At 47.5% G+C, this 15,522-nt stretch carries 9 protein-coding genes and 2 pseudogenes; 6 read left to right on the forward strand and 5 right to left on the reverse strand.

Annotated elements, in window-relative coordinates; all coding sequences use genetic code 11:
* Positions 1–1,238: 1,238 nt before the first annotated feature.
* From IQ260_RS15175 to IQ260_RS15185, 3 genes are all read right to left on the reverse strand, one after another.
* A complete protein-coding gene (locus IQ260_RS15175) occupies positions 1,239–2,153 on the reverse strand; it encodes a branched-chain amino acid transaminase (RefSeq protein WP_193993945.1) in 915 nt (304 codons plus the stop codon).
* A gap of 302 nt (positions 2,154–2,455) precedes the next feature.
* Complete coding sequence (locus tag IQ260_RS15180) at positions 2,456–3,925, reverse strand: serine hydrolase (RefSeq protein ID WP_193993946.1); 1,470 nt, start codon at positions 3,923–3,925, stop codon at positions 2,456–2,458.
* A 196-nt stretch (positions 3,926–4,121) separates the two neighbouring features.
* Entirely contained in the window at positions 4,122–4,958 is an 837-nt protein-coding gene (locus tag IQ260_RS15185) for a metallophosphoesterase (RefSeq protein ID WP_193993947.1), read from the reverse strand.
* 258 nt (positions 4,959–5,216) lie between these two features.
* Between IQ260_RS15185 and IQ260_RS15190 the strand changes: the two genes are divergently transcribed.
* The 6 genes and pseudogenes from IQ260_RS15190 (at position 5,217) to IQ260_RS15220 (ending at position 15,097) form a co-directional block, all read left to right on the forward strand.
* Positions 5,217–7,142 carry an AMP-dependent synthetase/ligase gene (locus IQ260_RS15190; protein WP_193993948.1) on the forward strand — a complete coding sequence of 642 codons (1,926 nt, stop codon included), beginning with the start codon at positions 5,217–5,219 and terminating at the stop codon, positions 7,140–7,142.
* A 161-nt stretch (positions 7,143–7,303) separates the two neighbouring features.
* The gene (locus IQ260_RS15195) at positions 7,304–7,738 is read left to right on the forward strand and encodes a YlqD family protein (RefSeq protein WP_193993949.1); all 435 of its coding nucleotides are present in this window, start codon (positions 7,304–7,306) and stop codon (positions 7,736–7,738) included.
* Positions 7,739–7,963: 225 nt separating this feature from the next.
* Positions 7,964–9,235: a dihydrolipoamide acetyltransferase family protein gene (locus IQ260_RS15200; protein WP_193993950.1), complete on the forward strand. Its 1,272-nt coding sequence runs from the start codon at positions 7,964–7,966 to the stop codon at positions 9,233–9,235.
* 341 nt (positions 9,236–9,576) lie between these two features.
* Positions 9,577–13,158, forward strand: a complete 3,582-nt coding sequence (locus IQ260_RS15205; protein ID WP_193993951.1) for a WD40 domain-containing protein — start codon at positions 9,577–9,579, stop codon at positions 13,156–13,158.
* A gap of 127 nt (positions 13,159–13,285) precedes the next feature.
* Positions 13,286–14,168 (forward strand): annotated as a pseudogene (locus IQ260_RS15215) (IS982 family transposase).
* Between the two features lie 761 nt (positions 14,169–14,929).
* Positions 14,930–15,097, forward strand: a complete 168-nt coding sequence (locus IQ260_RS15220; protein WP_193993953.1) for a hypothetical protein — start codon at positions 14,930–14,932, stop codon at positions 15,095–15,097.
* Positions 15,098–15,202: 105 nt separating this feature from the next.
* Here the strand turns inward: IQ260_RS15220 and IQ260_RS31885 are convergent.
* Both IQ260_RS31885 and IQ260_RS31890 read right to left on the reverse strand, forming a co-directional pair.
* Positions 15,203–15,313 (reverse strand): annotated as a pseudogene (locus tag IQ260_RS31885) (sugar phosphate nucleotidyltransferase); the annotation flags it as partial.
* Positions 15,300–15,374 (reverse strand): sugar phosphate nucleotidyltransferase, encoded by a 75-nt coding sequence (locus IQ260_RS31890; protein WP_193993955.1) that lies wholly within the window; start codon positions 15,372–15,374, stop codon positions 15,300–15,302. The pseudogene IQ260_RS31885 and the gene IQ260_RS31890, both read right to left, overlap by 14 nt.
* Between the last annotated feature and the right edge of the window lie 148 nt (positions 15,375–15,522).

The following is a 15,522-nucleotide window of genomic DNA, read 5'->3' on the forward strand; positions in this document are numbered from 1 at the left end:
CGGAAAGACACACGATCTAAAACCTTATGTTTTGGAACTTATTTTTGGGTTGTAAATAGAACGCATAGTTAATTGAACGATAGCTAGCTGACTCTATAGGGAATACAAAATGCTCAAAATTCTGACATTTGGCTGAAAACAAAAGATTTTTGTTGAAAATCGTTTGTTTTAAAGGTTATACTCTCTCGGGTAAGGTAATTTAAATATCTCATACATGCTGAAAAATAATTTTTATGAGATAAAGCTTTGGGATATAAGCCTTTTATATTTATAGTCAAAAGATTTTTATTGTCTATTGTTTTTATCGATTGTTTCTAGCCAAAGCTTGTTGCCTGTATAAAATTATTGATTATGTAAAGTGTAAATATCAAAAGCATGATCTTCTTAAAACATCTCTGTATAAAAGAAGACGTCCTTGAAGAGACATTGCTGATAATGTTCCAAGGTCAATCTTGAGCAACACAGCTAGCTCAAGAAAATATTCAGCGAATAACACTGCGCTCCGGTCATCTAACTTAGAAATTGATTAGTCAGTCAGTTCAAGCCTTTGTAAAGTGCAAGCAAGTTGACGGGGGGTGCTAATGAACTTCCTCATGTAAGAGCCGAGTGGCATCAAAGCTAGCCAGCGTCCCCTGAGCGGAATCTTGAGGGCACTGACATCAATAACTGTTATGTCAAATAATACGCTGGATAAGCAACTATTTCAGGCCATAGTCAAAAAAATAAAAGCTGGATTATGGAAAGTCTATAGTATTTTTTGATTCGGCTACTTTCTAGGGCTGTAAATAATACAGGCAAATAAAAGTAGAATCCAACTGGCTCGAACTGCAGATGCGGTAGGCCAGTCCCTAGGAACGTTTTCGATATAGTAGATAATTGCAGTAACGATGCTAAGTGTGAATACTATTCAACATCGTTATTTGCTACACCCGATGGGGAGGATGAACCTCCTATCCACAATACATTACTCTACTGGTTCAGTAATTTGCATATGGACCAAACTAGATTTATGAATACTTTTTATATGCCAAGGCATCGCCTCAAAGTAGCAAAAGTTCCTGACTCTAGGCATCAAACCAGAAGATTTGTAGTTTGATGCCAATCATCACTATCATCCGTCAACGGTAATTTATCTTGCCACTGCTTCTTTTTAGCGGATGCAAGCGTTTGTTAGACATACTACTATCCGTATTTCGCAGACGAAATCATAGCGTAGGTCAGCAGCGTCTCTTTCTGTACTATGCCAAATCTATACCAAACACCCAGTCTTGGTACTGAGCGTCGCGACCTTCTGTAATCGCCGTCAATTTTTCTCGAATCTGGTCTGTTATCGGTCGTACGGTTGACAGGGTATAATTCTCTACCTGTCGGACAGGGGTTACCTTGGCTGCCGTACCGCTCAAAAACACCTCATCGGCAATGAGCAGTTCTGATTTATCCACGGGCCGCTCGACCACATCAATGCCTAAGTCTTTGGCAACCTGGAGAACACTATCGCGGGTGATCCCTTCAAGAATATCTTGCTCAAACCCTGGTGCAATCAGTTTGCCATTACGCACGATAAAAATATTCATCCCTGAGGCCTCACTCACCTTGCCCTGGGAGTTCATCAAAATTGCTTCGTCAAAGCCTGCTTCTACGGCTTCAGTTTTGGCTAGGGATGACGTGATATAGGCTCCGCTAATCTTACCTCGCAGCGGCAAGCTGCGATCTTCTTGCCGATACCAAGAACTAATCCGGCAGGTGACACCCTCGGGGGAGAGATAATCCCCAAGCTCTAGACCGTAGACAAAAAAGTCTTTTTTGACATTGTGCAATCGCGGTGCGATACCTAGGTCCGATGTGTATACAAAGGGACGAATGTAAAAGGATGTTTGAGGACTATTCTTTTTGACAAAATCTGTAATCACATGGTGGATTTTGTCAGCGGGTAAATCAAAATTTAGCAGCCGGGCGCTTGAACTCAATCGCGCACAGTGGCGGTCCAGGCGAAATAGCAATACTCGATTGGCATTTTGAGGGTCGGGAATGCCTCGTAAGCCGCCAAAGGCACCCGTCCCGTAGTGCAATGCATGGGTGGCAATGGATATTTTGGCATCCTCAAACGGACAAAACTGACCCTCAAAATATGTAATCGGTAAAAAATTGTGCATTGGACCTGCGGGTTTCAAAAATCGTTCTACCTAGGATAGAGGAGTTCCTGGGGAAACGGGAAATCGGCGGGGGGAATGTAGGGGTTCTTTAATAAAGCTACAGAGCGGCCCGCTGCTCAAACTCGACCATAAGCTGACCGCAAAGTAACGAACGCATAGTCCCTACAAGCATCCGCACCAATAGAACCTTAGGAATAGATTAATTTTGATGCGGTCACGGGTGCACAGGCCCCCATGACATCAATGCGCTTATATGGGACGTTTTTATGACTGCTAACGATTTCAGGTTTACACTAATGGTGCTAATAGCTATCTGTGACTTTGGGTGCGAACAGTTCCTGACCCAGCTGTCGGAGCGTCAGGCCTTTGACCGTTTTGTCCTCGCTTAAAGAGAATGTCACTGTAATATCAGCCACTTGAGCAAAGAAATCCGTTTCTGACATGGGATACAGTACAAAAGCATCCTGACCTGTGGCCTGGGCTGTGAGTTCGCCCTCTACTACCTGGATCATCACCTGCATTTCGGGCAGTAGCTGGTACGTGCCGACATATTTTTCATATAGGCTGGGGTCAAGGTCTATTGCTTCGTGCGGTTGGGGTAGTTCGTAGGGGGTCTGGAATGAGATCGCAGCTAAATCTTCTGCAATTCGTGCAGGAACAGCCGTTTCTAGGTTAGACAAAACAGCGATAGTCAACGAGTCCTCTGGATAATGCACTAAAGAACTCGCAAACCCGCTAATGCCGCCGTTGTGGTGGACACGCGGTTGGTCAAACCGAGTATCGGCAACCATCCCATAGCCATAGAACATATCAGGACTAGTCTCAGGTTCCATTTGCACAACAGGCTGCATCAGCATTGTTTTAGCGGCTGCGCTCAGCACGGTTGCATCCGGCTGCTCGTTATGCAGCCACTGCGTCCAAGTTGCCAGATCCGCTGTCGTTGAATAGAGTCCACCGGCCCCCTGTGGGATGCTCATATCGAGCGGAGCGGCCTGTAGGTAAACGCCATCGCCGACCAACACATATCCCTGGGCCAAATTAGCAATGACCGTCTGCGGCATCTCATAGCCTGTATCATTCATTCCCAAGGGATCAAAGATATTTGTCTGCAAGTAGTCTGCATAGGTCTGGTTTGAAACAGCTTCAATGATCTGAGTTAGCAGAACATAGCCTGAGTTGCTGTAGCGGAACGTCTCTCCTGGCTCAAATTCTAGAGGCAGCGCTTGAAAGCGCTCTACTAACTGAGCCAGCGTAGAGGGCTGTCGTATCCACTCAAGTAGATCTGGAAAGATTTCAGGATTGAGATATTCAGGAATACCTGCTGTGTGGGTAAGCAGATGCTCCACTGTAATTCGATCTCCTTCGGGATAGTCGGGCAGGTACGTTGAGATAGGAGCCTGTAGTTCTAGAAGTCCTTTTTCTTGTAGCTGCAGGATCGCAGCGGCTGTAAACTGTTTGGTGACCGAGCCAATACGAAACTTAGTGAAGACTGTGTTGGCAACCTGATGTTCTCGATTGGCTAAGCCGTAGCTACGGGTGATGGGTGGGTGACTGCCTTGAGCAATCAGAACAGTTCCTGAAAACTGTTTGATTTCAGCATAGGTGTTCAAATAGATGTCAATCTCATTCAGCCTTTCTAAAAAAGATTCTGTCGATACATCTGTCGCTAGCGATATATTGTTGGATGGATGAGTGATTAAAGCTGTAGTCATACTTGTTTCCTGGTGACTAAAGAAAGGTGTCTGGCTGGCACGGACGTCGAGAGTGGCCATGCTAGTTGGAAAGATAGCCAGACTGACTAGACCTATGAGAGAAATCCGACGCGGAGAATACATCTTGCGGATTGAGCGTTACTGTTTTTACCTTAGCGAGGCTTTTACTACGCTTCCATAGCAAGAGGTCACCTAAACAAATGACTTTTGTCATCCGAGCCTCTGTCGTAAAAAAGTAGTATTGCCGATCACGGATTTATTCAGCAGTGGTGAGGGTAATGGCGGTAATCTCTGGATTGCAGAATAGCCGTCCTGGGGCATAGCTACCCAAACCCCTATTCACATAGAGCAGATTGGGGCCAATCGGGTGCAGTCCCATGGCCCATTCCCAGTGATCCACAACCTCGGCACAGCGCTCGCTAACGTAGGGAATTTTGCTTTTGCGGACTAGTTTGGGTAGGTGCTTGCGAAAGCGAAACCAGCGTGCAGCCAGGTTACCGATACCAGGGAGAACGATTTGACCCCCGTGGGTGTGACCTGAGAGCTGCAGATCAACCCGCCAGGGGCTCATGTGCTCGGCGGTATCTGGGTTATGGGAAAGCACAATCCGGGGCAGCTGTGTGGGCAGCTGGCTGAGCACCTCAGGGGTAAAGTCTGGATGGTAATAGTCGGCTAGCCCGACCAGGGCTAGGTCTTTGCCAAAGGGATAGGCAACCTGATTCCAAAGGACGGTGATGTCGATATCGGTGAGGGCAGCGGTGACGATCGATCGAGCTGTGGGCCAGTAGTTGTCGTGGTTGCCGAGGATGGCATAGGTAGGGTAGGCCTCAGCGATGGGACTGAGCTGGGCGGTCAGCGGGTGGATAGGGTCGGGTTCTTCGGTGATAAAGTCGCCTGTGAAAACTACCAGGTCCGGGTTAAGGGCGGGGATGGTTGCGATCGCATCCCTGAGTATCCTCTCCGATAGCCGTTTGCCGTCGTAGTGAAAATCCGATAGTTGCACAATGACCGTACCCTGAAGTCGTTGAGGCAAGTCCCGCATGGGGATTGTCACCGTCTCGACCGTCAGCCGACCGAAAAGTAATGGACGCATAGACTCAGGAGCAAAAAACTCGTTACTTAACTTAACCCTGATGCGGCGGCTGTGCCATGGTCGCCTGATGTAGCTGCTCAATAGATTTGACAGTTACTAGACTGGTCTAGGTAAGGCCACAGGTGCAGAGTTTGCCAACGAAACTATAAAATCCGCACAAGCATCCGCACAGATAGAACCTTAGGAATAGATTAATTTTGATGCGGTAATGTGTGCATAGGCACCCCTTACATCAATGCGCTTATATAGGACGTTCTTATGACTGCTGCCCCTGCCCTTTCGCTCCAAGAGCAACATAACCTCGCCCAGGCGATTGACTACAGCCACGTCCAGTCAGTCGCCGAGATTTGGCCCATCGTTGCCGAGCGATTTCCCAATCAAGTTGCCCTAGAAGATCCCCACGGTACGCCTCAGCTCACCCTCACCTATGGCGAACTGGCTCAGCAAATCCAAAAGTTTGCAGCCAGCTTACAGGCCCTAGGCATCCAACCCCAGGACAAAATTGCGCTCTTTTCAGACAATCAGCCCCGTTGGCTAGTGGCCGATCAAGGAATCATGACCGCAGGTGCGGTGGATGCCGTACGCGGTTCCCAGGCCGACAAAGATGAGCTGGCCTTTATCCTCGACAACAGCGACTCCGTGGCGATGATTGTGCAAGATCAGGCCACCTTGACCAAGCTAGCCGACTGCCTTGGAGATAAAAATCTACGGTTTATTGTGCTGCTGTCCGATGAAGCTCCCCAGCTGGAAACCACGGCCAGGCTGCTGAACTTTAATCAGCTGATGGAGCTAGGTGCAGATGTCAAAAAAGTGGGGTACAGTCGCGGCCAGCTGGCCACCCTGATGTACACCTCTGGTACCTCCGGTAGACCCAAGGGCGTCATGCTCTCCCAGGCTAACCTGCTCTCCCAAATTTCTGGAGCCTGCAGCGTTGTGCACCCCACCCCCGGCTCTAAAGTCATGAGCATTCTGCCCATCTGGCACTGCTACGAACGCACCTTTGAATACTTCACCCTGTCCCAGGGTGTGCACCAGATCTACACCAATATTCGCTACGTCAAAAAAGACCTGAAAGCCTACAAACCTAACTACATGGTGGGTGTGCCTAGACTGTGGGAATCGATCTACGAAGGTGTGCAAAAACAGTTTCGCGAACAGCCCGAAAGCAAGCAAAAACTCATTGATTTTTTCCTACATCAAAGTCAGCGCTATATCACCGCCAAACGTATTGCCAATGACCTCAGCCTTGACCATACGCCCAATGCCTTTGAGCGAGCAATGGCCGGTGCTCAGGCCGCCGTTTTGAAGCCTGTCCATAAGCTGGGCGACGCTATGGTTTATAAAAAAGTGCGTGCCGCCACGGGGGGTGACATCAACTTTGTCGTCAGCGGCGGCGGCTCCATTGCCGACCATCTGGAAGACTTTTACGAAATCATCAGCGTCGATATCCTCGGCGGCTACGGACTAACCGAAACATCACCGATTACCCACGTCCGTCGTCCCTGGCAAAACCTGCGCGGAGCCGATGGTCAGCCCCTGCCCGGTACCGAAACCCGCATCGTCGACCTAGAAACGCGCCAGGACCTGCCCCAGGGTAAGCAAGGCTTAGTTCTGATTCGTGGTCCCCAAGTCATGCAGGGTTACTACAAAAATCCTGAGGCCACCGCCAAAGCCATTGACGCCGACGGCTGGTTTGACACGGGCGACCTTGGCAAAATCACGGCCAACGGAGATCTGGTGATTACCGGTCGCGCCAAAGATACCATCGTCCTTACCAGCGGTGAAAATATTGAGCCGCAGCCTATCGAAAATGCCTGTGCCCGTAGTAAGTATGTGGATCAAATCATGCTGGTGGGTCAGGATCAGAAAGTGCTGGGCGCTCTGATTGTCCCTAACCTGGAAGCCCTTAGCCAGTGGGCTACCTCCCAGGGCATCACTATTGACGAAGCTAACCCTGCTGCATCCCTAGAAAATCCCAAAATTCAAACCCTGTTTAAGCAAGAACTCACCCGCGAGGTCAAAGCCCGGCCCGGCTATCGCCCCGACGAACGCATTGGTCCCTTTACCCTGCTGAGCGAGCCCTTCACGATTGAGAACGGCATGCTTACCCAGACCATGAAAATCAAGCGACCGGTGGTGACCCGCAACTATCAAAACGTGATTGATGAGTTGTTTGCACAATAAATGTAGAACATGGGAAGCAGGAGTATAGGTGATAGCAGAATTCAAAACTTCTCCCCCAATGTTTCTAAACCCATAGAAAATCTTGCAAAAGAGCCTTTTCTAGTCTGACCGGGTAATATACCTAGTGAAATTGATTACCAAAACCGATATTTAGTAGTTCTATGGACGCTTCGTCATCTCAGCTTCTTCTAAAACGAGTTATCAACGTCAAAGCCGTTGTTACCCCCCTGTGGAAAGAAGAAGCCCAAAACCAGCTCCAGAAGCAGATAAACGGCATCGACAGCCGCCTACAGCAGCTCGAAATGCAGGGTCAGCGTATGGTTAGCGAACTCCAAAAGCAAGAGGCTAACGAGGCTACTCAAAACCAGATGTCCGCTGTTCAAAATAAGCTCAACGAAGACAAAAATAAGCTACTTCAGCAAAAGAACCAGGTGCTACAGCAGCTGCAGCAGGTGCAGACTCTAGAACTCAATAAAGAAGTTAGCCAGGGTCAAATCGATGGCTTTTTCAAAGTTGCCACTGGCGATAACCTGGTCAAAAAAATGCATGTAGAAATTCTGCTACGGGACGGTGTGATCAAAGAAAGTCGGGGTTAACTGTAAGGCAGACATAATTTCGTGCCAAAAGCGTATTGGGTGGATCTAAGTCAAAGCTGCCCATGCGACTTTAATCAAACCAGTGGCTCATGGGTCACTGGTTTTTTATTTGATTTCCCATTTAATCATTGACACAAAGTCTTTTAGAATAAGATGCTGGCGCGCCCGTGCGGTTATCGTCGGTCCGTTATCGTCTTAGTTGTCCACCCGTCCCGGAATTTCCCAATGATTCGCGAAGTGTTTATGCCCGCTCTTAGCTCCACGATGACTGAGGGCAAAATCGTTTCTTGGACTAAAGCCCCTGGTGACAAGGTAGAAAAGGGTGAAACCGTTGTCATCGTTGAGTCCGACAAGGCCGACATGGATGTCGAATCGTTCTATGAGGGATATCTGGCGATCATCGTTGTAGAAGCTGGTGATGTGGCCCCGGTGGGAAGTGCGATCGCACTCCTGGCCGAAACCGAAGCCGAAATTGAAGCGGCCAAAAAGCAAGGCGCTGCTGCCGCACCCGCCGCTGCACCCGCCGCTGCGCCGACGCCCGCACCTGTTGCCGCTGCTGCCCCCGCTACGGTTGCTCAAAATGGTAATAGCGCTGCCCCTAGCGTTCGTTTAATTGCCTCACCCAGAGCTAAGAAGCTAGCCAAGCAACTAAAAGTAGACATCAAAACCCTGGTAGGTTCTGGTCCCCATGGTCGCATCGTTGCCCAAGATGTAGAAAAAGCAGCCGGTCAAACGCCTATGCCTGCTGTCTCCGCTGCGCCCGCGCCCGCCGCGCCAACGGCTCCGGCTATACCAGCGGTCCCTACTGCACCGCCGCCAGTCCCTGGTCAGGTCACCGCTTTCAATACCATGCAGCAGGCCGTCGTTCGCAACATGAACGCCAGTCTGTCGGTGCCGGTCTTCCGCGTTAGCTACACCATTACCACCGATGCTCTAGATGCGCTCTACAAGCAAATCAAGCCAAAGGGTGTGACTATGACGGGTTTGCTAGCTAAGGCTGTCGCCGTAACCCTGGCTAAGCACCCCATTATCAACGCTAGCTACACCGCTGCCGGTATTCAGTACAACGGCAGCATTAATGTGGCTGTGGCAGTCGCTATGCCCGACGGCGGTTTGATTACCCCAGTCCTGCGCGGTGCCGATCAGATGGATATCTATTCCCTATCCCGTTCTTGGAAGGATTTAGTGGCCCGCTCTCGCAGCAAACAGCTACAGCCTGAGGAGTACACCACAGGTACCTTTACCCTGTCGAACCTGGGTATGTTTGGTGTGGATAGCTTTGATGCAATTTTGCCCCCTGGCACCGGTTCGATTTTGGCCATTGGCGGTGCCAAGCCCACAGTAGTTGCTGATGCCAACGGTATGATCGGCGTCAAGAAGCAGATGACCGTCAACATTACCTGCGACCATCGCATTATCTATGGTGCTGACGGCGCGGCCTTCCTCAAGGATCTAGCCGACCTGATTGAAAACAATCCCCAGTCTTTGACTTTGTAGGCTTTTTTGAATCCTCAATAGTTTTAGACATACGAGTCTTGCGCTAATACGTTTCTATTAGCGCAATATTTTTTAGACTAAGCTGTAACCAAAACCTATACTGTTCAATACTACGTCTGCTACAGTGGCCAGAATATGTGCTAGTAGCTCATAGCATTAACATAGGGTTGGAATCTAATGCATCAAGAGGTTTTCTACACTCTTTCTAGAGAGAAGAAAGAAAGTAACAAAAGATAACCTCGCCAATCTAGTAAGTTTGTCTAACTTATGCAAAGGATAACCGCTAGTATAGATGCTCAAGATACGATCACAGCATTGGGAAATCTCATAAGGAGAAGCCAATGCAAAAAAAAGAAAGATCTACACGTTCGTTGCGCCTGAGCCCGCAAAAAGTAGACTACGCTCGCAATGCTATGCGGCGAGCAGGTTTTCCTAGTCAAAAAGCATTGGCAATAGATGTCGGGCTGACTCGGGCCACTGTCAGCAAGTTTCTCACTGGCAAACGCGTTGACTTTATGAATTTTGTAGAGCTGTGCGAACAGCTTGCTTTAGAGTGGCGTGACGTTGCATATCTAGAAGAAGACGAAGCTGTTGAAGTCAATGTTAAAGCCACCGGTAGCTTACAGCGTATTGACTGGGGAGATGCACCAGAGGCAATTGCGCCATCGAGCCGCCACAGCGAGAGCAAACAGCTAAAAGATTACATCCAGGCTGATGGCTGTCGATTGGTGGCCGTCACCGGGTTTCTCAAAATTGGTAAAACTCAGCTAGTAGCGAAGGTTAGTCGAGAGCTAGCAGATGAGTTTGACTTTATTATGTGGCGTAGCCTCAGTCCAACCTCGACGCCTCTGGATGTTCTCACAGACTTGCTATCGTTTTTAAAAGATGATGACACTATAAAAATTGAAGATTTCAACAGTGGTGTGGATCAGCTGATTGCTTTTTTAAAGGAGCATCGATGTTTGCTTATTCTCAAAGATCTAGAAGCTGTAATGCAGTCTGGAGAAGGGTTTGGTGCATTTCAGCCAGAGTATGAAGGGTATGAGGACCTGTTAAGCAAAATTGGTCGTAAAACGCACTGTAGTTGTTTAGCCCTGATTACTCGTGAACCCCCTAAGTATATCTCTATTTACAAAGATGAAGACTCTCCTGTACGGTTGCTGCAGTTGGGGGGGCTATCGTTGGAAGATGCTCGCAAAATTCTTGGCCGTAAGCGTCTTTCTGGGACCCAAGCTAGCAAAGATAAACTTATTAGACAGTACGGCTGTCATCCGATGCTAATTCGAATTGCTGCTGGATATGTCCGTGAGCTGTTTCATGACGATACAGATAGCTTCTTAGAGCAGGGAAATTCTTTTGTCTTCAATGGGATTAGAAAGCTGTTGGAAGAGGCATTCGATCGTTTAAGCTCCTCTGAGAGAACAGTAGTTTACTGGATAGCAGTCTCACAGGAACCTGTCTCAGAGTCTGCATTGCGAGAATTGGTACACTTTTCATCAGGTAAACTGCGTGAAATTTTAATTTCGCTCTGTCGACGCGCTTTGGTTGAAATCAAGTCTCAAAAATATTCACTGCCTCATTATATTCGGGAATATACGCTCAATATTATCATTGAAGGCATGGTAGGAGAACTTGAGTCTGATGGGAAAGACCTAAACTTTTTTAATACCTATCCTCTAATTCAATCTTCTGCAAAAGAGTGTATTAAGAAACAACAGAATAAAAATCTTTTGATCCCTGTTTTTAAGCGATTAACAAAACGCGATCGCAACTTGGAGCATCGCATAAAACTAACCCTTGATCGACTACGGGAAACATTTCAGCATCGCGACGGCTATGGAGCTGCCAACTGCATTTCCCTGATCAAACAAGCACTGTCCGAGCATTCTGATGCTACTAAACCGATCCTCAAAGATTATAACTTCTCGGGATTAACCATCAAGGCAGATTTACGCGGTCTGCTCTTTCGTAACGTCAACTTTTCCTGTACAGACTTGAGTCAATCGGTATTTTACGAACCCTTTGGTGGCATCTTGGCGCTAGCCCTTAGTGCTGATGGCCAATATTTAGCCGCAGGAGACGCGTCTCATCAGGTACACATATGGCGTCTGCATGAGCAACATAGACTGGAGTTTGAACGTACCCTTACAGGCCATACCCACTGGGTTCGTGCCGTTGCCTTTTCTCCTGACGGGACATGGATTGCCAGCGGTAGTGAAGACCACAGCGTACGCATATGGAATCGAAAAACTGGAGAAAATCAGGCTTTACTGAGGGGCTATGGATCTCGGATACGGGCACTTGCCTTTAGTCCTGACGGTGAGTATTTAGTTAGCGGCAGTGATGACGGGACGGTAGTGGTCTGGCAGGTAAAATCGGCTAAACGGCTTGTGACCAAAACATTTGAAGGTAACGCAGAGGAAATGCGTTTTCGTAATGTTGTCTTTGACCGTAGTGGTGAATTACTAGTTGTCGCTAACGAGGCTGGCCAAGTATATATTTGGCAGTTCCAAAACGATCCAAAATTAACGCAGCCTCGTACCTTAAAATGTCAGAGAGAAGGATTAAGGGCATTGGCGCTGCATCCAGAGGGTGTGATTTTAGCGACAGGCCATGACGATGAATTTCTTCGGCTGTGGAGTGTGCAATCGAAAAGCCGTACCCACAAACTCCCTGGTCACAAAGATTGGATCCGCTGCCTCACCTTTCATCAATCGGGGCATTGTTGTGCCAGCAGTAGCGAAGACGGCATGATTCGAATTTGGGATATCCGCTCTCAAAAAATGATTGAACTACCTGCAGAACATACTAGCCGAGTATGGAGTGTGGATTTTGGTGAAGACAAAGATATTTTAGTAAGTGGTAGCGATGACCAGCAAATTAAGCTGTGGTGTCTGAAAACCCATGAATGTTTGGCAACACTCAAGGGCTATACCAGTAAACTCCGGACGGTTACCTTTAGTCCTTTGGGTGATAGATTAGCTAGCGGTGGTGATGATGGTATCATCCGTATCTGGCATAGTGAGCAAGGTGCCTGTATCAACCAACTAGTTGGGCACAAAGGCCGTATTTGGGCTGTTGCATTTGGTCAAGACCAGCGAACATTGGTCAGTGCTAGTGATGATAGAACAGTTAAATATTGGAATTTAGATACGGGGCAATGTATTAGAACCTTTGAACACCATACCAGCTGGGTAAGAAGTTTAACCCTAAGCCCCGACGGAGAATGGGTTGCCAGTGGTGGTGATGATAAGGTGGTACGTCTGGCCAATCTAAAGACCTTTGAAACACGCGAATTTGCAACCGGTCATCAAGATTGGATTCTAAAAGTAGTGTATAGTCCCGATGGTCGATATATTATTAGCTCTAGCGATATTAGAGACAACAGTAGTGTACGCATATGGGACTGTCAGACTGGAGACTGTGTCAAATCATTTGAAGCCCATAGCGATGATGTACGTGCTTTGGACATTAGTCCTGATGGTCAATGGATTGCCAGCGGTAGTCACGACAAGACTATCAGACTTTTAAGCCTTGAGGGGCAAGAATATGGTCAATTCTCCCCTTTACTAGGTCACGATGATTGGATTCGATGTGTAACGTTTAATCCTAAAGGTAGCATGTTAGCCAGCGGTGGATATGACCAAAGGATAATACTTTGGGAAACAAAATCGTGGCGACCTATCCGCACCCTAAAGGGTCATAACGGTGCCGTTATTTCTATAGCGTTTAGTCCCAATGGAAAAACGCTGGCAACCTGTAGCGAAGACGCAACTATTAGACTTTGGAATGTAGCCACTGGCAAAACCATCAAAAAACTAGGTCTCGATGGCCCCTACGCCGGACTTAATCTTACTGGAGTCAGGGGATTGAGTCCGGCTCAAAAAAACAGACTGATAACCTTGGGAGCTATAGAAGAGTAGGGATATCAGGTCACCTGTAGAAAACTTTTATACGCCTTATGTGAGTTGAGCGATGGCAATCAGTAGGCCAAAAAAACGAGGAGCGATCAAGATCAAGGTAACCAAACACAAAACCTTGTAGCTCCTCATGACTATGGTAAAGGCGACGGACCTTCTAACCCACATCTTTGTCTTGGTAGATGCCTGGTACCAAGCGTATGGTGCTCGCTTACGTCCACGATTATCAGGGCCTCCGTGTCGCTTTAGCGAGAGTGAACTGCTGACGTTGCTATTGGCGATGGATTATTTTCCCTATCCTGGTGAGCAGCAATTTCTTGGATTTATTCGAGCCAATCACTTAGACCTGTTTCCAGCCCTGCTGGACCAAAGTCAGTTTAATCGTCGGGCTGCAACGCCTCGATGGGGTGTTTGAGACGACGCTCTTGCTCGACACGAAACCGGTGCCGGTGGTGGGCTACAAACGCAGTAAACGGCAGAGTGATTTTGAGGGCAGTGCCGCTTATGGGTACTGTGCGAGTCGTAAGCTCAACTACTTTGGCTACAAACTGGTGATGCTCACCACCTTATCCGGTCTACCGGTGGTCTATGATTTGGTCCCCGCCAACACCGATGAACGGGCGGCGACTGAAACCGTCCTGGGGGACATTCAAGGCTGCACTATTTTGACCGACAAGGGCTTTATTGGCACTGATTGGCAAGCTGATATCGCCCGATGCACCGGTAATCGTATCTTCACCCCCATGAGAGAGAATCAACAGTCGCAGAATCCGCCAGTGTTCGACCGACTCTTGATCCATTTTCGTGAGCGCATTGAAGGCGTTTTCAACGAGATTCAAAATACTGGACAGCACCTAGAGCGCTTACTCCGAAAAAAGGTCTCAGGCATTCAGGTCCATGTGGCCGCTAAAGTGGCCAGTCACACCCTGCGAATCGTCTTGCGTCAATGCTTCGGTATTGATGTGCTGACCTTTGAGCAGCAACCTGTTCGAAACCAATTTACACTCACATAATGCGTTTTATATCAAACAGATTAGGTGGCCTTCTGGTTAACAATCTATGCAAAAGTTTGACATAGATTATGTTTGTCTTATTCGGGTACTTAGACATTGGTCTATCACCATAGATGACATAGCCCGATTCAGGGTTGAAGGCTCTAGGGGGATAGATATATGTCTCGACGTAAAACTCTAAAAAGACTTCGAATAATCTGCTTTATCATTGCCTTCTTGATCGAGTTCACTGACGTAAGCTTAAGCATTTATCAGCTGATACAAAATCATTGTGTATGTCAGCCTGTAAAAGTGATTGATATAAGCAGAATCCACTCTGTAGAATGCTCTCAAAAGAGCTCTGACTTTTAAGGAACACAAACTAATCTGCTCTAAATACCATCCATTGTCAATAGAATAGCGATAATTATGTTTCTTCCTGGTTTAAAGAGCAGCATTACTGTTCGTAAAAGGCTCAGATCTTCCACTAAATGTTGTGGTCATGAGGCTTCAGTCCGCGTCAGGTTCAAAACCCAATGCTAATCGAGGGCTGTCACTAAAGGGACAATTTGGCTGCGAGGCTATATACCTAAAGCTTTCAGCGATCTTCAAACCTTTTATTGGGTTTTGAATTTGTTACCCCTGTAACTTTGCGTGCAGGGAGGGTTGACGCTTCCCCACCAGAGACAAGATCTAAGATGACCTTTGTCATGGTGTTCACACTCAGACTTGCCATACAATTGAGCATTAGAAGAACTCATCGGTATTTGTGAGGAAAGAGAATGACACAGACATCCGTCACTACCAGCTGTTCTTCCATTCCTAAAATTCTGCGATATCTAGAGTGGATATTCTTAGGAATTCCCACACTGCGAGCCCTGTTTCCCATACTTTATAAGCCTCTGGGCTATGTAGTCACCATATCCAGATTTAAGCAACGGCTTAGCTAATTCTCTGAGCTGCTCAATGTTAATATATCCTTGACGAAAGGCAATTTCCTCTGGACAGGCAACCTTAAGACCTTGCCTTTGCTCAATTGTGGATACGTAATTACTAGCGTCTAAAAGTGATTGGTGTGTACCCGAATCAAGCCAGGCACTACCACGTCCCATAACCTCTAGCCGAAGTTGTTCACGTTCCAGATATATTTGATTAACCGTTGCTATGAGTTAAAGGATATAAGCGAGTTCCGTTTCCGTCGGCCAAAATAATACCTTTCTGAATCATTTAAATAAACTCCTTAATAGCAATAGTCCGGACAGAAAAGCGAGAGAAATAGCCAGAAAAGCTATTCAGGCACTAAGGTTTTGTTAACAGACAAACCCACCTGAATAGCCATGACATGCATCATACCGGGTCTACTACGAAAAGTGGG

This window comes from Leptolyngbya cf. ectocarpi LEGE 11479, assembly GCF_015207065.1.
Classification (GTDB): Bacteria; Cyanobacteriota; Cyanobacteriia; order Phormidesmidales; family Phormidesmidaceae; genus Leptothoe; species Leptothoe ectocarpi.

Excerpts from the sequence above, each read along its gene's own strand:
- IQ260_RS15175 (WP_193993945.1), bottom strand. The coding sequence starts at position 2,153 with ATGCACAATTTTTTACCGATTACATATTTTGAGGGTCAGTTTTGTCCG.
- IQ260_RS15180 (WP_193993946.1), bottom strand. The coding sequence starts at position 3,925 with ATGGCCACTCTCGACGTCCGTGCCAGCCAGACACCTTTCTTTAGTCAC.
- IQ260_RS15185 (WP_193993947.1), bottom strand. The coding sequence starts at position 4,958 with ATGCGTCCATTACTTTTCGGTCGGCTGACGGTCGAGACGGTGACAATC.
- IQ260_RS15190 (WP_193993948.1), top strand. The coding sequence starts at position 5,217 with ATGACTGCTGCCCCTGCCCTTTCGCTCCAAGAGCAACATAACCTCGCC.
- IQ260_RS15195 (WP_193993949.1), top strand. The coding sequence starts at position 7,304 with ATGGACGCTTCGTCATCTCAGCTTCTTCTAAAACGAGTTATCAACGTC.
- IQ260_RS15200 (WP_193993950.1), top strand. The coding sequence starts at position 7,964 with ATGATTCGCGAAGTGTTTATGCCCGCTCTTAGCTCCACGATGACTGAG.
- IQ260_RS15205 (WP_193993951.1), top strand. The coding sequence starts at position 9,577 with ATGCAAAAAAAAGAAAGATCTACACGTTCGTTGCGCCTGAGCCCGCAA.
- IQ260_RS15220 (WP_193993953.1), top strand. The coding sequence starts at position 14,930 with ATGACACAGACATCCGTCACTACCAGCTGTTCTTCCATTCCTAAAATT.